General features: G+C 74.5%; 20 protein-coding genes. 8 read left to right on the forward strand and 12 right to left on the reverse strand.

Annotation, left to right across the window (positions count from 1 at the left end; genetic code table 11):
• Positions 1-149: 149 nt before the first annotated feature.
• Both ACZ51S_RS04150 and ACZ51S_RS04155 read right to left on the reverse strand, forming a co-directional pair.
• On the reverse strand, positions 150-932 hold the full coding sequence (locus tag ACZ51S_RS04150; RefSeq protein WP_468959565.1) for an ATP-grasp domain-containing protein: 783 nt from the start codon (positions 930-932) through the stop codon (positions 150-152).
• Positions 933-1,248: 316 nt separating this feature from the next.
• Entirely contained in the window at positions 1,249-1,926 is a 678-nt protein-coding gene (locus ACZ51S_RS04155; RefSeq protein ID WP_468959568.1) for a DUF4232 domain-containing protein, read from the reverse strand.
• 291 nt (positions 1,927-2,217) lie between these two features.
• On the opposite strand from ACZ51S_RS04155, the gene ACZ51S_RS04160 reads away from it, so the two are divergent.
• A complete protein-coding gene (locus tag ACZ51S_RS04160; RefSeq protein ID WP_468959570.1) occupies positions 2,218-3,195 on the forward strand; it encodes a TAXI family TRAP transporter solute-binding subunit in 978 nt (325 codons plus the stop codon).
• Positions 3,196-3,414: 219 nt separating this feature from the next.
• On the opposite strand, the gene ACZ51S_RS04165 is transcribed toward ACZ51S_RS04160, so the two are convergent.
• The 6 genes from ACZ51S_RS04165 to ACZ51S_RS04190 all read right to left on the reverse strand — a co-directional run bounded on the left by ACZ51S_RS04165 (position 3,415) and on the right by ACZ51S_RS04190 (position 13,294).
• Positions 3,415-4,815: a HAMP domain-containing sensor histidine kinase gene (locus ACZ51S_RS04165; RefSeq protein ID WP_468884955.1), complete on the reverse strand. Its 1,401-nt coding sequence runs from the start codon at positions 4,813-4,815 to the stop codon at positions 3,415-3,417.
• Positions 4,812-5,528 (reverse strand): response regulator transcription factor, encoded by a 717-nt coding sequence (locus tag ACZ51S_RS04170; protein WP_468802947.1) that lies wholly within the window; start codon positions 5,526-5,528, stop codon positions 4,812-4,814. The genes ACZ51S_RS04165 and ACZ51S_RS04170 overlap by 4 nt, the downstream gene beginning before the upstream one ends.
• An 86-nt stretch (positions 5,529-5,614) precedes the next feature.
• Positions 5,615-7,015 carry an MFS transporter gene (locus tag ACZ51S_RS04175; protein ID WP_468475679.1) on the reverse strand — a complete coding sequence of 467 codons (1,401 nt, stop codon included), beginning with the start codon at positions 7,013-7,015 and terminating at the stop codon, positions 5,615-5,617.
• A gap of 198 nt (positions 7,016-7,213) precedes the next feature.
• On the reverse strand, positions 7,214-9,940 hold the full coding sequence (locus ACZ51S_RS04180) for a glycoside hydrolase family 2 protein (RefSeq protein ID WP_468959571.1): 2,727 nt from the start codon (positions 9,938-9,940) through the stop codon (positions 7,214-7,216).
• 189 nt (positions 9,941-10,129) lie between these two features.
• Positions 10,130-12,157, reverse strand: coding sequence for a HelD family protein (locus tag ACZ51S_RS04185; protein WP_468959574.1), 2,028 nt, complete (start codon positions 12,155-12,157; stop codon positions 10,130-10,132).
• A 195-nt stretch (positions 12,158-12,352) separates the two neighbouring features.
• Positions 12,353-13,294: a LysR family transcriptional regulator gene (locus tag ACZ51S_RS04190; protein ID WP_468475681.1), complete on the reverse strand. Its 942-nt coding sequence runs from the start codon at positions 13,292-13,294 to the stop codon at positions 12,353-12,355.
• 58 nt (positions 13,295-13,352) lie between these two features.
• On the opposite strand from ACZ51S_RS04190, the gene ACZ51S_RS04195 reads away from it, so the two are divergent.
• Together ACZ51S_RS04195 and ACZ51S_RS04200 are read left to right on the forward strand one after the other, a co-directional pair.
• Entirely contained in the window at positions 13,353-14,147 is a 795-nt protein-coding gene (locus tag ACZ51S_RS04195) for an NAD(P)-dependent oxidoreductase (RefSeq protein ID WP_468475682.1), read from the forward strand.
• Positions 14,148-14,185: 38 nt separating this feature from the next.
• Complete coding sequence (locus ACZ51S_RS04200) at positions 14,186-14,788, forward strand: 2'-5' RNA ligase family protein (protein ID WP_468959576.1); 603 nt, start codon at positions 14,186-14,188, stop codon at positions 14,786-14,788.
• A gap of 6 nt (positions 14,789-14,794) precedes the next feature.
• Here ACZ51S_RS04200 and ACZ51S_RS04205 read toward each other — a convergent pair whose 3' ends face one another.
• Positions 14,795-15,625: a dienelactone hydrolase family protein gene (locus ACZ51S_RS04205; protein ID WP_468475684.1), complete on the reverse strand. Its 831-nt coding sequence runs from the start codon at positions 15,623-15,625 to the stop codon at positions 14,795-14,797.
• A gap of 118 nt (positions 15,626-15,743) precedes the next feature.
• Here ACZ51S_RS04205 and ACZ51S_RS04210 point away from each other — a divergent pair, with 118 nt between their 5' ends.
• Both ACZ51S_RS04210 and ACZ51S_RS04215 read left to right on the forward strand, forming a co-directional pair.
• Positions 15,744-16,349 (forward strand): GNAT family N-acetyltransferase, encoded by a 606-nt coding sequence (locus ACZ51S_RS04210; protein WP_468959579.1) that lies wholly within the window; start codon positions 15,744-15,746, stop codon positions 16,347-16,349.
• Between the two features lie 121 nt (positions 16,350-16,470).
• Positions 16,471-16,944 (forward strand): hypothetical protein, encoded by a 474-nt coding sequence (locus tag ACZ51S_RS04215; RefSeq protein ID WP_468475686.1) that lies wholly within the window; start codon positions 16,471-16,473, stop codon positions 16,942-16,944.
• A gap of 82 nt (positions 16,945-17,026) precedes the next feature.
• Here ACZ51S_RS04215 and argG read toward each other — a convergent pair whose 3' ends face one another.
• Together argG and thpR are read right to left on the reverse strand one after the other, a co-directional pair.
• Complete coding sequence (gene argG, locus ACZ51S_RS04220) at positions 17,027-18,481, reverse strand: argininosuccinate synthase (protein WP_388937939.1); 1,455 nt, start codon at positions 18,479-18,481, stop codon at positions 17,027-17,029.
• A 62-nt stretch (positions 18,482-18,543) separates the two neighbouring features.
• Complete coding sequence (thpR, locus tag ACZ51S_RS04225) at positions 18,544-19,128, reverse strand: RNA 2',3'-cyclic phosphodiesterase (RefSeq protein WP_468475687.1); 585 nt, start codon at positions 19,126-19,128, stop codon at positions 18,544-18,546.
• A gap of 131 nt (positions 19,129-19,259) precedes the next feature.
• On the opposite strand from thpR, the gene ACZ51S_RS04230 reads away from it, so the two are divergent.
• Together ACZ51S_RS04230 and ACZ51S_RS04235 are read left to right on the forward strand one after the other, a co-directional pair.
• Positions 19,260-19,940, forward strand: a complete 681-nt coding sequence (locus ACZ51S_RS04230; RefSeq protein ID WP_468959582.1) for a helix-turn-helix transcriptional regulator — start codon at positions 19,260-19,262, stop codon at positions 19,938-19,940.
• 31 nt (positions 19,941-19,971) lie between these two features.
• The gene (locus ACZ51S_RS04235; RefSeq protein WP_468959584.1) at positions 19,972-20,529 is read left to right on the forward strand and encodes a DUF3291 domain-containing protein; all 558 of its coding nucleotides are present in this window, start codon (positions 19,972-19,974) and stop codon (positions 20,527-20,529) included.
• Here ACZ51S_RS04235 and ACZ51S_RS04240 read toward each other — a convergent pair.
• Positions 20,522-20,968, reverse strand: a complete 447-nt coding sequence (locus ACZ51S_RS04240) for an anthrone oxygenase family protein (protein WP_468475690.1) — start codon at positions 20,966-20,968, stop codon at positions 20,522-20,524. The genes ACZ51S_RS04235 and ACZ51S_RS04240 overlap by 8 nt on opposite strands.
• A 90-nt stretch (positions 20,969-21,058) precedes the next feature.
• On the opposite strand from ACZ51S_RS04240, the gene ACZ51S_RS04245 reads away from it, so the two are divergent.
• Positions 21,059-21,637, forward strand: a complete 579-nt coding sequence (locus ACZ51S_RS04245) for a TetR/AcrR family transcriptional regulator (protein ID WP_468475691.1) — start codon at positions 21,059-21,061, stop codon at positions 21,635-21,637.
• Positions 21,638-21,882 lie beyond the last annotated feature (245 nt).

Raw genomic sequence — 21,882 nt, forward strand, 5'->3', positions numbered from 1 at the left:
CACCGTACGCCTCCCGGGGGGGGGCGAAGTGCACTGACGGCTGCGGGCGGACCGCCGGGGGTGCGTGCACCCGCCGGCGTTGGTCACCGGCTCGGTCACGAGCGACGGCGCGTCCTCCCCGCCGCGGGCGGCGGGCCGGCCGGGGCTCGTCATACCCGTTCCGGGCGGTCCGCCGGCCCGTTCAACAGGTACGGCCGGTCCCGGTCGGCGACCGCGCCGATCGGGCCGGCGGCGCGGAGCACCGTGTCCAGGACGCGTTCCGGCTCGGCGGCGTAGCAGTGGGCGAACCACGCCATGTTCGCCTCGACCACGGCCCAGCCCCCGTCGGCGAGCCGGCCGATGTCCAGGCACACCGCGCTGGGCAGGCCAGCGGCCGTGGCGTCGAGGACCGTACGGCCGAAGGAACGGCTCCCGGCGTCCAACGGCGCCGGGTCGAGGCGCCCGCAGACGGCGTAGCGGCTGCCGGTGACGAGTTCGCCGTCGAGGACGAACAGGCGGTACTCCGCGATGAACTCCACCACGCCGCTCACCAGGACCGGCGTGGAGCCGTCGAGCTCGCCGGGCAGGCCGGTCCCGTCTTCGTGGACGGCGGCGGGCAACAGGTCGATCTTGGCCGACGGCGGTTTCACGAAGGCCCGTTCCCGCAGCTGACGCGCCTCGGCGAGGGTGGTGAGCTGTACGTGGCGCCGCAGGAGGGCGCCCGGGACGCGGGTCAGCCAGTCGTCGGGCGGTTCGAGCAGCCCGAGGCCCAGCGGGCCGGCGAGTCGCGCGGCCGCACGGGGGCCGCCGTACCAGTGCGCCCTGCGCCCCGCGGCGCTCGCCGCCCGGTCGGTCACCTCGTAGCCGCGCCAGGCCGCTGCCCGGGCGATGAGTTCTCCGGTGGAGGTGCGGGGTGCGGGCAGGACGAGGACGGGCGGGGTACGGGCTTCCATGCCGGGGAGCCTAGGCCCTGTCGTCAAAGTAGCGCCGGTCAGGTCCGCGGCGTCCGGTGCCGTGCATCGCAAGGCGGAGGGGCGCCCGCGTACTGGACGTACTCGGGCGCCCCACAACGCGGCGGGGTGCGGGGCCGGGGGCCGCGGGCCAGGCGGGACTTTGACGACAGGGCCTAACGAAGGGCGGGGCGAGCGCGGATGCGACCTCCACCGGCCGAACCTGCCGCGCCCCAGAGCCTGTTCGCCGTCGTGGCGCTGCGGGCGGGCGCCGGACGCGGGTACCGCGCCGGCGCACTCGACTCGGTACGGCTCCTCGTCAGGACGGCTTGGTGGCCGAGAAGGCGGTCACGGTCACCTTGTCGTCGCACAGGGCGAAGACCCCGTCGTCCATGGCGATCTGGTGCGCGCCCGCGCCGGGGACGCCGATGACGAGGGTCGGAAAAGCGGCGGGAGTGGCACCGGAGACGCAGTACCCGTCCGCCTCGCCCTGGACGTTGACGAAGGTGAGCTTCGTCCAGGCGCGGGCGCCCGGCGCCAGCGGCACGGGTGACGCCTTGCCGCCGTGGGTGACGGAGAGGGGCAGGTTCTTGTCGGGCGAGCCGTGGCCCGCGCCGGCGACCGTCGGGAACCCGGTGAGCGTGCAGGGGTGCTTCGAGGTGTTGGTGACCGAGAGGACGGCGGCGCCCGTTCCGGTCCCCGGCGGCCGGACCTGGGCCTGCTGGGCGTCCGAGACCTTCACCCCGTCGATCGTGCAGGGCTTCGCCGCACCGCCGCCCGGAGGGGACGCCGAGGGGGTGGGCGCCGTCCCGCCCCCGCCGCCGGTGGAGGAGCCGCCCGGGGGCGTCGGCTTCGCCGGGACCGACGCGGCGGGCGGTGCCGGCGGGGTGCCGGCCGCCCCGTCCTCGGCCGGACCGCAGCCCGCCATCAGAGCGGTGGCCGCGGTGGCCGCCACGAGGGCCGCCGCAGAGCGGCGCAGGCCTGCTGTGTGGTGCATGGGTGCTCCTCGGTGTTTCCCGGCCGGCCCCGCACCGGCACGCGTGGGGGGACACGACGCCGCGCCCGGCCGGAGTTCCCGGGCCGCGCCGTTGTGGCGGTCCTGTCACGCGACCATGACGTTTCCGGCGACGCCCCGGGCGGAACGGGGCGCGCGGACGGGAACCGCCTTCCCACGGTAGGCCCCGCCGGGGGAGCCCGGGCGGAGCGGAACGCCGTGTTCCGGTGTGGCGTCGAGCCGCCGTGCGCATCCCGGGGGCACCGGGCTCCGCCGGAGGGCTACGCTGCCGCCGTGACGGGTACACAGACGGGCCGGAGGCGGCTGGTGCGGGCCGGGCTCGGCGTGGCCGCGGCGGTGCTCGCGGGCTGCGCGGCGCACCCCGGCCCGGCGCGGCGGCTGCGGCTCGCGACGGGGCCGCGCGGTGGCCCGTACAACGCCTTCGGCAGGGCCCTGGCGCGGGCCGCCGCCGCGAGCGGGCAGCACCTGGAGGTGGTGCCGGTGGACACCGCCGCGAGCGTGGACAACCTGAGGAGGCTGGACGAGGGCTCCGTGGACCTGGCCCTGGCCATGGCGGACGTCGCCCGGGACGCGGTGCTCGGGCGGGAGCCCTTTCCCCGGCCGGCCGGGGTGACGGCACTGGCCCGGGTCTACGTCAACTACACGCACCTCCTCGTCCCCGCGGACGGGCCGGTGCACTCGGTCGGGGACCTCGCCGGGCGGCCCGTCGCGGCGGGCGCCGCGGGGTCCGGGGTACAGGTGGTCGCCGGACGCATCCTGCGGGCGGCCGGGCTGAGCGGCGCCGGCGCGGGCCCCACCCCGGCGTACGCGCGGCAGCTGGGCCTCGCCGAATCGGTGGCCGCCCTGCGCGCGGGAACCGTCGCGGCGCTCTTCTGGTCCGGCGGGGTGCCCACGCCCGCGCTGACGGCGCTGGCGCGCGAACTACCGCTGCGCTTCCTCCCGCTCGACGGCTACGCGGGCCCGCTGCGCGAGCGCCACGGCCCCGTCTACACGGCGGTCACCCTGCCGGCCGGGGCGTACGGACTGGCCGGACCCGTCGGGACCCTCGGCGTCGGCAACTACCTCCTGGCCCGGGACGCGGTGGCCGCGGACGCCGTGGGCGCGCTGCTCCGGGTGGTGTTCGACCGGTGGCGCGACCTGCTGCGCGAGGTGACGGCGGGGGTGCGGCTGGAACCCCGGTTCGCCATCTCGACCGGCGAGGTCCCCCTCCACCCGGGCGCCGCCGCCTACTACCGCTCGGTGTACGGCTGAACACCCTGCCGACCCGGCCCACGGCCGACCCCCTCACGGCTGGGGCCCACGGCCGGGCGGCCTCGGCCAGGCCGCTCACGGACGCGCGGTGAACGGCCTGGCCGCCCGCGGCGAGGTCCGGTCGCCGAATCCACCGAGGCCTGCCTGCGGCCGGGGCGGCCCCCGTCCCGGGCCGGCTCACGGCCGCGCGCCCGCCCGGCCGTCCGGCGGCACGGGGTGTCACGCCGGCGGCAGGCGCAGCTCCACCGTCAGGCCGTGCGGGTCCGTGCCGCTGACGGCCAGACGGCCGCCGCTCAGCCGGGCGATCTCGTCCGCGATGGCGAGGCCCAGCCCGCTGCCGCGCACGTTCTGGTGGGCCGGCGAACGCGTGAACCGGCGCAGCAGCAGCCCCAGTTGCTCCTCGGGGACCCCCGGCCCGTCGTCGGCCACCCGCAGCACCGCCCACCCCTCCCCGTCCCGCCGGGCGCACACCTCCACGCGGCCGCCGGGCGGTACGAACTTCACCGCGTTGTCCAGCGCGGCGTCCAGGACCCGCCCCGCCGCGTCCGGCAGCGCGCGGGCCCACAGCTCCCCGGAAGGGGCGCCGGCCGTCAGCTCCAGCCCGGCGGCCTCGAAGACGGGCACCCAGGCACGCACCCGCTCCCGTACCGCCCGGGACACGTCCTGCTCGCGCGGCTCCGGCGCCGCCGACTCCACCCGGGCCAGCGCCAGCAGCCCGTCGAGCAGCTCCTCCAGCCGCTCGGTCTCCTCGAGCGCCCGGCCGTGTTCGGCCCGGCCGGGGCCCGGGGCGATGTGCGGCTCGACGTTCTCCAGCTGGAGCACCAGGGTGGCCAGGGGGTTGCGCAGCTGGTGGGAGGCGTCGGCGACGAAGTCGCGCTGCCGGCCGATGGAGTCGGCCAGGGCCTGCGCCATGGTGTTGAAGTGCCGCCGCAGCCGCCGCAGTTCCGGCGGGCCGGTGTCGGAGACCGCCCGTGTCTGGAGGCTTCCGGCGGTCAGCCCCTCCACGGCCCGGTCCAGGTCGAGCAACGGGCGCATCAGCCAGCGCGTGATGCCCACCGCCACCAGCGCCGCCGCGGCGAAGGCGGCGGCCGCCCCGGCGGCGATCAGCGACCAGCGCACCGCCACGTCCCGCCGGGCGGCGTCCGTGGACACGGCCAGCAGGACCGCCCCGCTGACGCGCTCGTCCCGCCCCACCGGCTCCGCGAGCACCACCCGGGCCGGTCCCCAGGGCCGCACCGTGGGCAGCCGGTCGGTGGAACGGCCCGTCAGCGCACGGTCCCGGGCCTCCGCCGCGGCCGTACCGCCCGGGCCCGCACCCGTGAGGGCGTCCAGGGCGGGGTCCGCGCCGGCCCGCGCCACCGTCGCCCCCGCCGCGTCGACCACGACCACCCCGGCCCCGTACAGCTGGGCGTACCGTCCGATCTCGGCCGACAGTTCCGCCCGGTCGGCGGCCGTGCCCGCCCGGTCGGCGAGGTCGGCGAAGCGCACCGCCTCCGAACGCCGTTGCAGGAGCAGGTGTTCGGTCCGCCCGCGCGCGTACGCGTCGGCCAGTGGCACGCACAGCAGCAGCGCGGCGGCCCCCATGAGCACCATCAGCACCGCGAGGAGCCTGCGCCTCACGAGTCCCGGTCCCGCTCTTCCCCCGCGTCCGGGGCGCCGAGCCGGTAGCCGAACCCGCGCACCGTACGCACCAGGCCGGGACGGCCGGTCTTGGCGCGGATGCCCGCCACGTGCACGTCCAGGGAGCGGGAGGCGGCGAGGAAGGCGTCCCCCCAGATCCGGTCCAGGATCTCCTCCCGGGAACGCGCCTCGTCGGGGTACGCCGCCAGGATGGCCAGTACGTCGAACTCACGTCGTGTCAGGCGGACTTCGGTCCCCGCCACCGTGACGGTGCGCCCGGCCGGGTCCACCTCGACGTCCCCGCGCCGCACCGGCCCACCGGGGTCCCGCGCCGGGCCGGCGCCCGCGGCGCCCGCCCGCGCGCCCGTGCGGCGCCGTACGGTGTCGATCCGTGCCATCAGCTCGGCCATCCGGAACGGCTTGACCACGTAGTCGTCGGCGCCCGCCCGCAAACCCTGCACGATGTCGCGCTCCTCGCACCGGGCGGTCACCACGATCAGCGGTGCGTCGCACACCGTACGCAGCCGGCGCAGCAGTTCCAGCCCGTCGAGGTCGGGCAGGCCCAGGTCCAGCAGGACGAACTCGGCCTCGCGGACGTGCCGCAGCGCGTCCAGCGCCCGGGCCACCCGGCGCACCGTGTGCCCGCGCTGTACGAGGGCGGTGCCCAGGGCCCGGGCCATGCGGTCGTCGTCCTCGACGAGCAGTGCGTGCATCGGCGGTTACCTCGAGACGCGTGACCGGTGCCCGTGAGCCGGGGCAGCAGCTTACGGGAGCCGCCGCCCCGGGGCACCGGCGCGGATCAGCGGCCGGCCCCGGCGGAGGCCTCCGCCGGCTTGCCGTCACCGCCGGACCCGGCCGCTCCCGCCCCGGCCTCGGCCTCGGCGCGGCTGAGCGCGGCATTGCGGGTGTCGGGCATCAGGACGTAGGTCACGAGCGAGATCAGCGCGCAGCCGGACACGTACCAGAAGAACATCTTCTCGTGGCCGCCGCTCTTGAACCACAGGGCCACGTACTCGGCCGTGCCGCCGAACAGGGCGTTGGCGATGGCGTACGGCAGCGCCACGCCCAGGGCGCGCACCCGGGTCGGGAACAGCTCGGCCTTCACCGCCGCGTTGATCGAGGTGTAGCCGGTGACGATCACCAGTGCCAGCAGGGACAGGCCCAGTGCCGGCCAGTACGAGTCCGCGGAGCCGAGGGCCGTCATGATCGGGTACGTGCCGGCCGTGCAGCCCACCGCGAAGGTGATCAGCAGCGGACGGCGGCCGATCCGGTCGGACAGCATCCCGGCGAAGGGCTGGAGCACGGCGAAGAGGGCCAGGGCGGTGAAACTGACCAGCGTGGCCGTGGTCTTGGCCATGCCCGCGCTGCCGACCAGGTACTTCGTGAGGTACGTGGTGTACGTGTAGTACGCCACGGTGCCGCCCAGGGTCAGCGCCATCACCAGACCGGCCTGCCGCCGGTGCTCCCACAGTGCCTTGAGCGAGCCGCGCGGGCTGTCGTCGTGGGCGTCCTCGTCCGCGGACTCCTCCTTGAACGCGTCGGTCTCCTCGAGCCGCCGCCGCAGCCAGAAGACCACCACCGCGAACAGGGCCCCGAGGGCGAAGGGGATCCGCCACCCCCAGCTCGACAACTGGGCGGGACTGAGCGTGTGCTGCATCGTGATCAGGATGCCGAGGCCCAGCAGCTGCCCGCAGGTCATCGACACGTACTGGAACGACGAGCCCAGCCCGCGCCGGTCGCGGGCCGACGCCTCCGTGAGGTAGGTGGCGCTGGCCGCGTACTCGCCGCCGATGCTCAGCCCCTGGAGCAGGCGCGCGAGCAGCAGCACCAGGGCGCCGAAGTACCCGGCCTGGCCGTAGGTCGGGGCGATGGCGATGAGCAGGGCGGCCACCGACATCATCGTGACGGTGAGGGTGAGCGCGCTCTTGCGGCCGTGGCGGTCCGCGGCCCGGCCGAGGATCCAGCCGCCGACGGGGCGCATCAGGAAACCGACCGCGAAGATGCCAGCCGTGTTCATCAGCTGGGTGGTCGGATTGTCGCCGGGGAAGAAGGAGTCGGCGAAGTAGATCGCGAAGCTCGCGTAGACGAACCAGTCGTACCACTCCACGAGATTGCCGAGCGAACCGCCGATCAGGGCGAGGCGGCGTTTGCCGCGCTCGTCCCGGGGCGGCGACTCGGGCGTGACGGCGGACGAGGCCATGGCGGCTCCAGACGGAAGTCCCTGATGGGCGAGGGGAAACTCCCCGGATGAGGGGGGTGCCCAGAGCATGGATCCGGTGCCGGGGCCGGACAAGGCCCGGCACCCAGATCTAACGTTCCGCTAAGAAACCCGCGCGCGCCGCGGCCCCTACCCCCCCTCGGCGGGACCCGGGGGCGGGCCCCGCCGGGGCCCGGCCCGTCAGCCGGCCGGGACCGTCGTCGTCGCGGTGTTCCAGCCGGAGATCCGCAGGGCCGGCGCCGCGCCGCGCAGGTCGGCCGTGCGGTAGGCCGCCGTCAGCGTCACCGACTCGCCCGGCCACAGGGTGACCTGGTTGTCGCTCCAGCGGACGGGCAGCAGCGGCCTGCCCTCCGCGCCCAGCAGGTGCACGTCGGTGAGCAGGGCCGGCGCGTTGCCCGTACCGGTGTGGCGCACCGTCACCGTCGTCGTGGACAGGCCCCGGCCGTCCGCCGTCGTGGACGCGGTCGCCCCGACGGCCGTCCGCGGCATCGTGTTCAGGCCCGTCAGGTCCGCGTACGCGGTGGTCGGCGTGTGGTACCAGGTGCTCCTGGAGTAGTCGAGCACGTCGGCCTCGGCCGAGAGCCAGTAGACGTTGCGGCTCACCTCCCGGCCCCCACCGTCGGTGAGCAGCAGCCGCGCCAGACGGGTGGTGGACAGGCCCGTCACCGACGCGGGCAGGGTCAGGGCGGTGGTGCTCGCGCCGCCGCCCGCCACGCTCAGCCCCGTCACGGTCCGGTCGTACCGCTGAGTGCCGTCGGGGTCGAAGAGCGTCACCCGGGCCGTGAGGCCCGAGGCCGCCGACGTCCGGCTGTTGACCACCGAGGCCGCTCGGTTGTCGTACCCGTACTGGATGTGCAGGGGCTCGTTCGCCTTCTTCGCCCCGAAGTAGGCCCCGCCCTGGTCGAGGTAGCGGTCCACCAGCTGCCAGTGCAGCGAGGTCCAGCCGCTGTTGAACATCCAGTACACGACGCCGGTCGAGGGCGCGGAGGCGTCCTTCGCGTTGCGGGCGTACGCCTCGAACTGCGCGCGCACGTTCTCGTACTGGGCGAGCTGCGCCTTGCGCACGTAGTCCTCGAGGCCGGTCGGGGCGCCGTAGCGGGCCGCCAGGGCGGCGTCGTACAGCCGCAGCGTCGAGAAGGTGGCCGACGGGGAACGGTGGTACTGCGTCGCGGAGGGGTCCTTCCACAGGCTCTCCAGCTCCGCCGGGGACATCATGCGGCGCAGCGTGTCGAGGGTCGGTACGTCCGGTCCGGCGCTGGTCTCGGAGTTGAATCCGGTGGCCCCGCCCTCCCGCTTGCCGTACCAGTAGGCGGGCGGGACCCAGTCGTACGGTCCGGTCATCTTCATACCGGAACGCCCGGTGATCGGCGAGGACCGCGCGGATGCCGAGGGGATCACCGGGGCCGTCCAGTCGGCGGCCTCCAGCGCGTCGAGGTACCCCTGCTCGATCGTCCGGTCCGGTGCGAAGTCACTGCCGATCAGGAAGGAGGCCACACTGGGGTGGTGGCGCAGCCGCGCGGCCTCGGCGGCCATCGAGGCCTTCGCCACGGTGTAGTCGGCGCTCTCCCACCGCTCCCCGGCCTCGGAGCCGTTGACCTCCCCTTCCCACTTGTCGCAGCACTCCCATCCGGGCAGCGTGAGGATCCCGTACCGGTCGGTGAGGTCGAAGAACTCGTCTGGTTCGATGTGCCCTTCCAGCCGCAGCGCGTTCAGCCCGAGGTCGACGGCGTACTTCAGCCGGTCCTCGACGTAGGTGGGGTCCCAGCGCAGGAACTCGTCGGGTGACCAGCCGCCGCCCTTGATCAGCAGCGGGCGCCCGTTGACCACGTACTGGCGCGCCCCGTCGCCGTTGAGCGGCGCCCGTACGTCGCGGATGCCGAACGACCGGTGCGCGGTGTCGGAGGGCAGGCCGTCCACCGTCGCGGTCAGGTCCAGGGAGTACAGCGGCTGCCCGCCCATCGTGGCGGGCCACCACACCCGGGGCGACTCCAGCCGCAGGCCCGGGTGGTCGGCGGGGGAGAACACCACGGTGCGGGTCTCGTGCGGGGCCAGGGTGACGCTCCGGCTGACGGCGACCGGGCCGACGGTGCCCGAGACGGTCGCGGTGACCGCGGCCGGCGAGTCGTTGCGCACCCGGGCCTTGGCGGTCAGCTCGGCCGAGGAAAGGGACGGCACGGCCAGCGAGGTCACCACGTGCGCGTCGCGCAGGGCGACCGGCCCGGCCCGGCGCACGGTGACGTCGCGGACGATCCCCATGTTCTCGTCGGGCGGCGGCTGCAGCCAGTCGAGCCAGCCCATGGTGAGCCGCTTGCGCGGATTGTTGGGCTGGATCCGGAACGCCACCGTATTGGCGCCCGCCCTGACCAGGTCCGTGACGTCGAGTTCGTGCCGGGTGTAGGCGCCCGCGACCGTGCTCGCATCGGCGATCCGGCGCCCGTTGACGTAGACGTCGGCGGCGGAGATCACCCCGCTGAAGTCCAGGTACGTACGGGCACTCGTGTCGGCGACGAGGAAGTCCGACCGGTACCACCACGGGACGGTGAAGTCCCCGGCCGGGATCCTCTTCTGGTTGGTGGAGTAGAAGGGGTCCGGGTGGACCCCGGCCGCGAGCAGCGCCGCGAGCACGGTGGAGCGGGACCCGGCAGGGTACCAGCCCGCCGCCGGATAGCCGGGGCTGGACACGGCGGCGGCGGTGTCCGCGATCTTCGCCGTCGACTGGATCGCGTACCGGGCCAGGACGGTCTCGCTCCCGGGAGCCGCGGCCACGGCCGTCGCCCCCGGCCCGGCGGCCGGCGGGGGCGCGGGCGCCGCGGGGGAGGTCCCGGCGGCGAGGACGAGCGCCAGGGCCAGGGCGGCGACGGCCAGGGCGGCGGTCCGGACGTGGCCGGGGGCGGGGCGGTGCGGCACGGGGGACCTCCCGCGGGGACGGGATTCGGGATTCCGCGCGGAGTCTGTCACGGCCGGGCACCGACACGCCGCGACGGCCCCCGCACGGCGCGGCGTGTCACCGGCGGCGGAAGAAGCGGCCCCGTGCGCGCGGCCGGTGTCCGCACCGCGCCGGGTGCCGTCGGGAGCGACGACGGGGACGCCGAGTCGTCAGGCGGGACGGAGGGCGATCGTGCACAGGCGCTTGGTGGCCCGGGTCAGGGCTACGTACAGGTCCCTTTCACCACCGGGGCGGGCCGCGACGATCTCCTCGGGGTCCATCACGACGACCCCGTCGAATTCCAGGCCGCGCGCTTCGGAGGCCGGCACGACGCGTGCGTGGTCGGTGATGCCCCGGGCCGTCAGCTCGCGCACCCTGGTGTCCGGGCAGATCACTCCCAGCAGCTCGCCCGGGTGCGCGGTGCGCTGGGCACGGAGTTCCCGGACGACGGCGGCGAACAGCCCGTCCGCAGGCGTGGTCACGGTGCGGGGGCGCTCACCGCTGCGCAGCGACCGTGTGGGCTTCTGATCGGGAGCGATCCGCGCGAGCAGGTCCCGGACGCTCTCCAGGATCTCCTGCGTCGTGCGGTAGCTGACGGTCAGGTGGTGCAGTCGGAACCGCGGTCCGACGTGGGGGCCCAGCGCTTCCTTCCAGTCGCGCGCCGTCGCCACCGGGCCCGCCTGGGCGAAGTCGCCCACCAGCGTCATCGCCCTGGACGGGCAGCGGCGGACGATCATCCGCCACTGCATGGCGGTCAGTTCCTGCGCCTCGTCCACGACGACGTGCCCGTACGTACGCCCGGGCGGGCCGTCGACCAGGCTCGCCGCCTCGTCCAGCAACGGCAGATCCGCATCGGTCCACGGGTGGTCCGGACCGCGCAGCAGAAGGGACCGCTCCTGCGCGGTCAGGCGGGGCAGGTGCTCGGCGAGGGCGCCCGCGTCCGTCAGGAGCGCCTTCACGAGGTCACCGGGCACCAGCCGCGGCCACAGCACCTCCACCGCCCGGTCGACGCCGGCGTCGTCGAGGAGATCGGCACGGAGGGCGTCCAGATCCAGCTCGTGGACCGGACCCGGGTCGGCCGCGCCCTCGGCACGGCGCTGGGCGGCTCCCGTGAACCGGTCGAGGTCGATGCCCGTCATCCTCTCGGTATCGGCGTCGATCTGCTCCAGGAGGTCGCCCATGTCCCTGTGCAGCGCGTCGGTGACGGCGTCGACCAGGAGCTCCTTGAACACCTGGCGCGCGGGGTTGTGCCCCGGAACGGCCGCGGCGGCGGCGTCGCGTGCCGCGGCGACCTCCTCGCCGGAGAGGCGAACCGGCTCCCTTCCGACCCGCACCGTGAAGTCACCGGCGGGGGCCTGGTGGACGCGCAGCAGGCCGGCCAGGGCGCCGGCGAGTTCGGAGCCGCCCTTGAGGCGCGCCGTGGCGAACGGGTCCACCGCGTCCGTGGACACTCCGGCCAGTTCCCGGCAGGTCGTCAGGACCACGTCGTTCTCCCCGAGCGAGGGAAGGACCTGGGAGATGTAGTCGAGGAACCGCGCGTTCGGGCCCACCACCAGGACACCCTCCTCCGCGGCGCGCGGGAACGCGTACAGCACGTAGGCCGCCCGGTGCAGGGCGACCACCGTCTTCCCGGTGCCGGGCCCGCCCTGCACCACGGTCACCCCGCGGTGGGCGGAGCGGACGATCTCGTCCTGCTCGGCCTGCAGCGTCGCGACGGCCGCGTGCATCCTGCCCGTACGCCGCGCCGACAGGGCCTCGGTCAACGGGCCGTCCCCCACGACGTCCTCGTCGGTCGGGGCGGTCCCGTCCAGCAGTTCGTCGCTCACCGAGACGACCGTGCGCCCCTCCAGGCGCAGGTGCCGGCGCCGCCGCAGCTCCATCGGGTGGACCGGTGTCGCCTCGTAGAAGGGCCGCGCCGCGTTCGCGCGCCAGTCCACGAGCAGGGGCAGCTCGTCCTCCTCCGTATGCAGTCCGATCCGCCCGATGCGCAGCGCCGTGCCGTCCGTCCGGTCGATGCGCCCGAAGGCCAGCCCCTTTTCGGCGCCCTCCAGCCGGCCGATTTCCCCGGCCAGACGCTCGGCGGCGATTTCTTTCTCGTATGCCTCGCCGACGCTTTCCGCCGGGGCGCTCAGCACCTTCGCCCGGTGTGCTCGTGCCTCGGTGAGCCGCTCGGTGAGCAGCTCGTACAGGGAGGACACATAATCCCGCTCGGACGCAACTGCGCGCGCGGCGGGGTAATTTGTATGCGACAACAGGGGGCTCCTTCGATTCGAGCCACACCATACGGTCGAAATCCTTCGAAGATAAGCCTTGATTACTTGGTGAATCCATGGCCCTGGGTGGAATTCTCGGCGGCTGAACGCATGACACGCATTCCCCTTTCCGTATATCGCTCATCGCGTTCCGGGCGACCGGCCGCCTCGTGCTTTCCGCGCCGGCGTGTCCTTGGGGGCGGCCGCGCTCCGCAGCAGCGCGAGGAAGGCGCCGACCGCGGGGGAATGGCCGAGCCCGCGCGGCGTGCCCGCGTACACCTTCCGGCACGGCAGGTCCGCCGGATCGACCGGTACGAGGGCGATGTCGGGCCGTACCGCCCCCGCCGCCAGCTCCGGAAGCACCGTGATGCCGAGCCCGGCGGCGACGAACCCCTGTTTGGCGGTCCAGTCGTTGACGCGGAACGCCACGCGCGGCTCGAACCCGGCGGCCAGTGCGGGAGCCAGCAGGGTCCGTTCGGGGGCGACGTCCCCCTCGATCCAGTCCTCCTCGGCCAGTTCGGCCAGGCGCAGCACGGGACGCCCCGCGTACCGATGGCCGCGCGGCAGGGCCACGTACATGGGTTCGTCCAGCAGGTGGTGCAACTCCGGTCCGGACAGCGGGACTCCGGCGGGCGTGCTCAGCACGGCCAGGTCGAGGCCGCCCTCCGCCAGCAGCGCCACGTGCTTGGCCGTGGGTCCTTCCGCGTGGGTGACGGTGACGCCCGGGTGCCGCGCCCCGAACGCGGCCAGGGCGCGCGGGACCAGTGACACGTTGGCGGCGGCGAAGGCCCCGAGCCGCAGGGTGCCGCCGCCGAGGCGGCGCAGCGCGGCCAGCTCGGCGCGCGCCGCCCGCAGCCGGTCCCGCACGCCCTCGGCGTGCGGCATCAGGACGCGCCCGGCCTCGGTCAGCCGCACCCCGCGCGGCAGCCGGTCGAACAGTGCGGTGCCCCACTCCTCCTCCAGGGCCTGCACCTGCCGGGACACGGCCGATTGCGTGTAGCCGAGACCCTGGGCGGCGGCGGTGAAGGAGCCTTCCCGGGCCACCCGCAGGAAGACCTCGTACAAGCCATGTGATTCGGGCATGGCAGCCATGCTAGACATTCGCTTGTCGCATGTGTGGGCGGAACCTACCGTCGAGGCCATGGACAAGATCGCATTCCTCGGCCTCGGCAGCATGGGGCTTCCGATGGCCCGCCGCCTGCTCACCGCCGGTCACCCGCTGACGGTCTGGAACCGTACGCCGCACAAGGCCGGCCCGCTCACCGCGGCCGGCGCCCGCCTCGCGGACAGCCCCGGGGAGGCCGTCCGCGCGGCCGGCATCGTCATCACCATGCTCGCCGACCCGGCGGCCGCACGTGCCGTGGGCGACGCCGTGCTCCCGGCCCTGCGGCCCGGCACCCACTGGATCGACACCTCCACCGTGGGGCCCGACACCATCGCCGAGCTGGCCGCCCGTCTCCCCGAAGGGGTGACGCTGACCGACGCGCCGGTGATGGGCAGCGTCGACCGGGCGGCGACCGGCGAGCTGTGGGTCCTGGCGGGCGGGCCGCTGCCCGGTGCGGTACGTACGGTCCTGGACCGGCTCGGAACGGTCACCGAATGCGGGCCCCCCGGCTCCGGGGCCGCCCTCAAGCTGGTCCTGATCAACGCGGCGATCGGTGGCGTGGCCCTGGTGTCCGAGGCGCTCCGGCTCGGCCAGTCCCTCGGTCTGCCCGCCGACCTGGTCCGCGGCGAGCTGGCCAAGGGCCCGCTGTCGGGAGCGGTCGCCCGCACCTTCGCGGCCGGCTCCCACTTCCCGGTCGCCCTCGCCGCCAAGGACGTCGCCCTGGCCCTGGACACCGCCGGGGCCCGCCTTCCGCTCCTGGGGGCCGTCCACGCGGAACTCGCCGCCCGCCCCGACCTGGCCGGCGAGGACCTGGCCCGCATCCGTCCCTGACGGCCCGCGGCGGGACCGGCCGGAGGCATGATGGCGGTGTGAGCGTGCCCCCGGCCGCCGGCGGCAGCGCCGCCGGGGCCCCCGGATTCCTGGACGTCGCCCCCACGCCCCGGACCGCCGTCGCCTGGCTGCCGCCAGCGGGGCTGTGGCCGCCCATCCAGGACATCCGGGCCGAACACGACCCCCAGATCCGCCGCTGGCCACCGCACGTGAACCTGCTCTTCGGCTTCGTGCCGGAGGAGGACTTCCCGGCGGCCGTCCCGCTGCTGGCGGCCGCCGCCGCACGGTGCGGGCCCTTCACCGTCCGCCTCAGCGGCGTGCGCACCTTCCGGCACCGCGCGTACGCCACCCTGTGGCTCGACCCCGCGGCGGCGGGCCGGAAACCCTGGACGGCGCTCCAGCGGACCCTGGCGGAACCGTTCCCCCGCTGCCGGGGACGGTTCCCGCACTTCACCCCGCACCTCTCGCTCGGCCGCACCCGCGACCCGCGCCGCTTGGCTCCGGTGTGCGCCGCCCGCCTGGACGGCATGCGGGCCGGGGTGGGGGAGGTGGCAGTGCTCTTCCGCCGGGGCGAGGGACCCATGCGGGTCCGCGCGGCGATCACCCTCGGCACGGGGGAGACGGCCTGGCGGCACCCCTGATCGGCGTCAGCGGGGTCCGGCCGCCAGCAGCCGTGCCCGGAACAGGTCGAGGACCGTGTCCAGGGCCTGGCGCGTGGGCTGTCCCGGCTCGTCGACCAGGTGCTCCGTCAGGACGGAGTGCGGGGGCATGGCGCTCCCGGGATCCGCGTCGGCGGCGTCCAGCTCGACCGCGACGAACGCGTCGCCCAGCTCCCGGCGCAGGTGGGCGAACCGGTCCCCGGGCACCAGCCGGTCGCCCCGGAACCGCAGCCCGAGCACCTGGAGGCCCTCGCGTTCGCACCGTCCGCGTACGACCGCCAGGTCCTCGGGGGAGATGTCGATGCTGCCCGCGCGGCCGCGAGTGCAGGCGAGCGGCAGCGAGGGCTGGGCCAGCACGGGGGCGAGCAGACGCTCGTCGGTGGCCATGGCCAGGGCGAAGCCGCCGGTCAGGCACATGCCGACGGCGCCGACCCCCGGACCGCCGCACCGCTCGTGCTCGGCGGCGGCGAGCGCCCGCAGCCACCGCACCACCCGCGAACTGCGGCCCGTCGCCAGCAGCGTGAACTCCCGGCTCACGCACACCCGCCACATCGTCTTCGCGAGGTAGCTCCCCGCCTTCGGCCAGCCGGCGGTACGGGGGTCCGCGTCCCGCCCCGGTTCGCCGAAGAGGACCGGCAGGACCGCGGTGCACCCGGTCTCCGCCACCCGCGCGGCGAACTCCAGGACCTTGGGGGTGATGCCCGGGACCTCCGCCATGACGATCACCGCCGGACCCGAGCCCCGGCGCAGCACCCGGCGGGTGGCACCCCCGTACGTGAACGTGCCCTTGCTGAAGCCGGTCAGGTCGTGATCCGCCACGGTCCCGCTCTCTGCGTCGAATGCTCGAAACCTCCTGGGCGCGCCCCAAGTTACCGGCACGTAGGGGCTGCCGGTCAAGAGGGACCCCGCGCCGAAACGAAGATCATCGGCGTGCAGAATGACCCGTATGTCGATGACGAACCTGCCGAAGACGGCCACTGTTGACGATGCCCCGTCGATCAGCCGTGCCCTGGCCCGCGCCTTCCACGACGACCCGATGATGAACTGGTTCTTCCCCGCCGAGGAATCGCGAGAGGAGAGCCTGGCCCGGTACTTCAGCACCATCTACACCCGCCAGTACGTCCGTCACGGGGTGTGCGAACGCACCGACGCGGCGGCCGCCTTCTGGGTGTCGCCGGAGGAGCACGAGAAGGCCGTCCCGGACGCGGAGACCATCCAGGAGCTCACCGCCATCCTCGGCGACCGGGCCCCCCTGTTCCGGGACGCCGTCGAGCTGGCCGCGCGGCACGCGCCGCAGGAACCGCACTGGTACCTGGCGCTGATCGGCGCGGACCCGGCCGGCCAGGGCCAGGGCCACGGCGCCGCACTGCTGCGCTCCGGCCTGGCCAAGGCCGACGCGGAGGGCCTTCCCGTCTACCTGGAGTCCTCCAAGCCGGCCAACCTGCCCGTCTACGAGCACTTCGGGTTCACGGTGCTGGGCGAGGTCGAGCTCCCGGGCGGCGGCCCCACCCTGTGGGCCATGCGGCGCGCCCCGCAGGCCTAGCGCCTCCCGCGCCTTACTCCCGGCCGCGTCCGCCAGCGGGTGCGGGGGGCGGACGGATGCGGAATGCTGGTCAGTGCCGCGGCGCCGGCGGGTGGCGGGGCGGACTGGCGAGGAGGGGCCGATGGACGCTTCGCAGGAGACCCGGCCGGTACGGGTACCCAGGCGCGGGACGCGCAGGGCGGCGCTGCTGTGCTCGCTCGCCGCCCTCGCGGCGGCCGCGGTCCCGGCCTCGGCCGCCCGCACCCGCGCCGCCCCGGATCCGGTCGTGGTGGTCGACTGCTTCGAGCGGCCCCAGGTCCGCCCCGAGGAGTACCTGCTGGCCTGCGGCGACGGCAACAACCGGCTCGTCGGGCTGCGCTGGGAGAGCTGGGGGCCGAGCGCGGCCACCGCCACCGGGACGGACATGGTCAACGACTGCCGTCCCTACTGCGCGGCGGGGCGCTTCCGCCCGTACCCCGTGAAGGTGACGCTGAGCCATCCCCAGTCCTGGCCCGACCGCCCCGACGTCCGGCGGTTCACGATGATCCGGCTGATCTACACCGACACCGCCCCGCACCCGGTGCCGAAGGACGTGACGTACAAGCTCGTCTACTGACTCGTCCACTGGGGGGCCACGGAAAGGGGCCGGCTCCGCGCCCCTGGCGCCGAGCCGGCCCGCTCCGTCCTGCCGCGGCAGGTCAGTCCGTGCCGAACTCCATCGCGGCGCGGTCCAGCATCTGCTCGTCGTCCGAGACCTCGCCGCGCGAGGCGATGGCCTCGGCGCCGCCCTCCGGCATCTCCGGCATGGTGCCGATCAGACCGGTCGCGGCCGCCTGGGCGGCGCCGATGGCCGGGCTGCCGGTCCCGATCAGCCCCAGGACGGCGTACTGCTCCAGCTTGGCGCGGGAGTCGGCGATGTCCAGGTTGCGCATGGTGAGCTGGCCGATCCGGTCGACCGGGCCGAAGGCCGAGTCCTCGGTGCGCTCCATGGACAGCTTGTCGGGGTGGTAGCTGAAGGCCGGGCCCCGGGTGTCGAGGATCGAGTAGTCCTCGCCGCGCCGCAGCCGCAGGGTCACCTCACCCGTGACGGCCGCGCCGACCCAGCGCTGGAGGGACTCGCGGACCATCAGGGCCTGCGGGTCCAGCCAGCGGCCCTCGTACATCAGCCGCCCGAGGCGGCGGCCCTCGTTGTGGTACTGGGCGAGGGTGTCCTCGTTGTGGATGGCGTTGACCAGGCGCTCGTACGCGGCGTGCAGCAGGGCCATGCCCGGCGCCTCGTAGATGCCGCGGCTCTTGGCCTCGATGATCCGGTTCTCGATCTGGTCGGACATGCCCATGCCGTGGCGGCCGCCGATGGCGTTGGCCTCCATGACCAGGTCGACGGGGGAGGGGAACTCCTTGCCGTTGATCGTGACCGGGCGGCCCTGGTTGAAGCCGATCGTCACGTCCTCGGTGGCGATCTCGACGGACGGGTCCCAGAACCGCACGCCCATGATGGGGTCGACCGTCTCCACGCCGGTGTCCAGGTGCTCGAGGGTCTTGGCCTCGTGCGTGGCGCCCCAGATGTTGGCGTCGGTGGAGTACGCCTTCTCGGTGCTGTCGCGGTAGGGCAGGTCGTGGGCCAGCAGCCACTCCGACATTTCCTTGCGGCCGCCCAGTTCGGTCACGAAGTCCGCGTCGAGCCACGGCTTGTAGATCCGCAGGTGCGGGTTGGCGAGCAGGCCGTAGCGGTAGAACCGCTCGATGTCGTTGCCCTTGAAGGTCGAGCCGTCGCCCCAGATCTGGACGTCGTCCTCGAGCATCGCCCTGACCAGCAGGGTGCCGGTGACGGCACGGCCGAGCGGGGTGGTGTTGAAGTACGCCCGCCCGCCCGAGCGGATGTGGAACGCACCGCAGGTCAGCGCGGCCAGGCCCTCCTCCACCAGCGCCGCCCGGCAGTCGACCAGGCGCGCGATCTCGGCGCCGTAGGTCTTCGCCCGGCCGGGCACCGAGGCGATGTCGGGCTCGTCGTACTGGCCGATGTCGGCGGTGTAGGTGCACGGGACGGCACCCTTGTCGCGCATCCAGGCGACCGCGACGGAGGTGTCGAGACCGCCCGAGAAGGCGATGCCGACGCGCTCGCCGGCGGGAAGGGAGGTGAGGACCTTAGACATAGGAAGATTATGCATGCTGCCGCATGGTCATGCAATTCTGGCTCGGTCGGGAGCCCTCCGCCTCAGGCCGTGCCCCCGAAGTGCCAGGACTCGATGTCCCGGTAGTGGATCGGTCCCGGGCCCCGGCCGACGTTGCTGCCCACCAGGTGCAGACGCCCCGCCGCCCACTCCCGCCCGCTGAAGGACGCCAGCACGGCGGCGGCCTCCACCGCGGCGGAGGAATCGCCGCGGCGGGCCCGGGCCAGCGTCAGATGGGGGCGCAGGGGCCGGTCCGCGAAGGCGACGCCGCACTCCTTGACCACCGCGCGCACTTCCGAGGCCAGCACGTGCAGCTCATCGAGCTCCCCGCCCACCCCGCTCCACAGCACCCGCTCGTCGAAGTGCCCGCCGCCGCGCAGGGACAGCCGTACCGGCCTGCGCGCCGCCGCCAGGTCCGCGAGCGCCGGCCGCAGCGGCGGAACGGCGCCGACCGGGAGCTCGCCCAGGAACGCCAGGGTGATGTGCCAGTCCTCCACGCGGTTCCACCGCATGCGCGGGTACGCCTCGTAGGCGGGGCCGAGGGCCCGCTCCAGCTCCTCCTTCGCGTCGTCGGGCGGGGCGAGGGCGATGAACACGCGGACGGTCGCGGCCTGGGTCTGTTCCTTCACGTACGCCTTCGTACCGCCTTCCGGCCGCTCGGGTCACCTTCCGCCCCGTCAGCTCCGCCCGCCCGGTGCCCGAGGGAGCCGGGGTGCGGGTGCTTTCTATCGCCAATCCGCGTCGTTTCTAGAATGGACGGGTGAAGGACATCGATGCGATCGCGGCGCTGCAGGATCCCGTACGACGCCGCCTGTACGAGTACGTGGCCGCGCAGGGCCGGGAGGTCGGCCGCAACGAGGCCGCCGAGGCGGTCGGGGTCGCGCGCACGCTGGCCGCGCACCATCTGGACCGGCTGACCGAGGCCGGGCTGCTGGAGAGCGGCAGCCGCCGGCTGACGGGCCGCTCGGGGCCGGGTGCGGGCCGTCCCGCCAAGGTGTACACGCGGGCGCGGGCCGAGCGGTCGGTCTCACTGCCCGCCCGGGACTACCGCACCGCCGCCGAGCTGCTCGCCGAGGCCGCCGAGGGGGCGGGGCTGGACGCCGCGCTCTGCGCGGCCGCGCGCCGGCGGGGTGAGGCCCTGCGCGGTTCGGCGGCGCCCTGTGGCGGCCTCGAGGAAGCCGCGGAGGTGCTGGCCGGCCGCGGCTACGAACCGCACCTGGAAGTCGCCGAGGGGGAAGCCGGGCCCGCCGGGCCCGTCGTCCGCATGCGCAACTGTCCCTTCCACGCCGTCGCCGAGCGCTTCCCTCCGCTCGTCTGCGGCATGAACCTCGCCCTGCTCGAGGGGCTGCTCGGCGTCGAGGGCCCCGTACGGGCCCGTATGGACGCCAGGCCGGGGGAGTGCTGCGTGGTCGTCGAAGCTTCTAAAGACAATCAGCATTGACATAGAAATGGGGCCGTGCTGGGATGACGCCATGACCGCATCCCAGCACGGCCCGCGCGCCGCCCACCTGGCCCAGTTCAACGTCGCCGCGCTCCGCCACCCCCTCGACGACCCGCGCATGGCTCCCTTCGTCGAGATGCTCGCGCCGCTCAACGCCGCCGCCGACGCCACGCCCGGCTTCGTGTGGCGGTTCGCGGAGGAGGGGGCCGCCGACGCCACCGGGCTGCGCCCGGCGGGGGAGGACGTGATCGTCAACATGTCCGTCTGGGAGACCCGGGAGGCCTTGTGGGAGTTCACCTACCGCAGTGGGCACCTGGAGGCGATGCGGCGCCGCCGCGAATGGTTCGAACGGCACGTCGAGGCGCACCTGGTCCTCTGGTGGGTCCCCGCCGGCCACCGGCCGGGCGTCGAGGAGGCCCTGGAGCGGCTCGCGGACCTGCGTGCGCAGGGCCCGTCCCCGCGCGCCTTCACCTTCGCCTCCCCCTTCACCGCGGCCGAGGCCGCCCCGTACGTGCGGGCCGTGCCGCCGGCCCGACCCGGAGAGACCTCCCGGGGCGACCGCGCGGTGGCGGCCCGCGGGCTCAGGTGAGGGAGGCGACCAGCAGGGTGAAGGCGCCGATGATGACGGCGACCCGGACGTAGTGGAAGCGGTCCCACCGGTTCATCTGCTGCTTCCAGTCGGCGGGCCGGTTGTCGGGGGTCCACGTCTTGCCCCGGTTGTTGATCGGGACGAGCAGCAGGACCGACATGATCACGCTGACGATCAGCAGCGCGCCGGCGGTGACGACGAGCCCGGTGCCCCGGTGGTGCCATCCGGCGGCGGCCCAGGCCGCGACGAGGGCGAGCGAGGTGATGTACCAGACCGGCATCACGGCGCCGAGCATCCGGCCCCCGTGGGCGCGCCCGAGCTGGCCGCTGTCCTCGGGGAGGCCGTTGAGGATCGGGTTGATGACGAAGGCGACGGAGAACTCCACCCCCACCATCACGCCGACGACCACGGTGGTGAAGACCTCGAGTGCGTTGAGCATGATGACCCCTTCAGGATCTAGCGCCGCTAGATGATGAGGCGATGCTAGTACTGCTGCCGCTTGGTTGTCTAGCGCTGCTAGGATCGCCTCATGTCGGTACAGGAACGCAAGGAACGCGAACGGGCGGACCGCGAGCGCCTCATCGTGGCCACGGCCCGCGAAATCGCCGAACAGCAGGGCTGGGACGCGGTCACCACCCGCCGGCTCGCCGAGCGCATCGAATACAGCCAGCCCGTCCTCTACAGCCACTTCCGCGGCAAGCGCGAGATCATCGGTGCCGTCGCCCTCGAAGGCGCCGCCGAAATGGCCGCGTCGCTGCGTGCCGCGGCTTCCGCCGCGGCCGGGCCGCGTCCCCGGGTCGCCGCCCTCGCCCGGGCCTACCTCGACTTCGCCGCACGCAACCCGGCGGTCTACGACGCCATGTTCCGGCTCGACGGCGGCCTGGCGTTCGCGACGGAGGAGACCCCCGAACCGCTGAAGGACGCCTTCGCCGCCCTGCTGGAGAGCCTTGGAGAGGTCGCCGGGGAAGACGTCCACCCGGGGCTGTTCACGGAGGTGTTCTGGGCGGCCCTGCACGGGCTGGCGACGCTGACCCGGTCGGGACGGCTGCCGCCGGAGGACGCCGAGCGGAGGACGGAACTGCTGGTGGACCGGCTCGCCGTGGTCTGACGCACGTCCCGGCGCACACTGCCGCGGTGCCGGCGGGCGGGGGAAGGTGCTCCACATCGGAGCGTCCCCCGCCCCCGCGCGGGCCGCGCCCGTGAACGGCAAGCCGGCCTTCGCCGTGGGGCGCTGACCTCACGTCAGGGCATGAGCAGGGGTGCTGCAACGGCTTCGCCGGGGGAACATTCCGGCGGGGCGCCTCGTTCACCCCAGGCACATGCCGCACCGCACGACCGAGGAGTGCCTTGCCC

The sequence above is a fragment of the Streptomyces sp. NPDC034043 genome (assembly GCF_055575675.1).

Coding starts and splice junctions, on each gene's coding strand:
- ACZ51S_RS04150 (WP_468959565.1), bottom strand. CDS start 932: ATGGAAGCCCGTACCCCGCCCGTCCTCGTCCTGCCCGCACCCCGCACC.
- ACZ51S_RS04155 (WP_468959568.1), bottom strand. CDS start 1,926: ATGCACCACACAGCAGGCCTGCGCCGCTCTGCGGCGGCCCTCGTGGCG.
- ACZ51S_RS04170 (WP_468802947.1), bottom strand. CDS start 5,528: ATGCACGCACTGCTCGTCGAGGACGACGACCGCATGGCCCGGGCCCTG.
- ACZ51S_RS04175 (WP_468475679.1), bottom strand. CDS start 7,015: ATGGCCTCGTCCGCCGTCACGCCCGAGTCGCCGCCCCGGGACGAGCGC.
- ACZ51S_RS04190 (WP_468475681.1), bottom strand. CDS start 13,294: ATGCCCGAATCACATGGCTTGTACGAGGTCTTCCTGCGGGTGGCCCGG.
- ACZ51S_RS04195 (WP_468475682.1), top strand. CDS start 13,353: ATGGACAAGATCGCATTCCTCGGCCTCGGCAGCATGGGGCTTCCGATG.
- ACZ51S_RS04210 (WP_468959579.1), top strand. CDS start 15,744: ATGACCCGTATGTCGATGACGAACCTGCCGAAGACGGCCACTGTTGAC.
- ACZ51S_RS04215 (WP_468475686.1), top strand. CDS start 16,471: ATGGACGCTTCGCAGGAGACCCGGCCGGTACGGGTACCCAGGCGCGGG.
- argG (WP_388937939.1), bottom strand. CDS start 18,481: ATGTCTAAGGTCCTCACCTCCCTTCCCGCCGGCGAGCGCGTCGGCATC.
- ACZ51S_RS04235 (WP_468959584.1), top strand. CDS start 19,972: ATGACCGCATCCCAGCACGGCCCGCGCGCCGCCCACCTGGCCCAGTTC.
- ACZ51S_RS04240 (WP_468475690.1), bottom strand. CDS start 20,968: ATGCTCAACGCACTCGAGGTCTTCACCACCGTGGTCGTCGGCGTGATG.
- ACZ51S_RS04245 (WP_468475691.1), top strand. CDS start 21,059: ATGTCGGTACAGGAACGCAAGGAACGCGAACGGGCGGACCGCGAGCGC.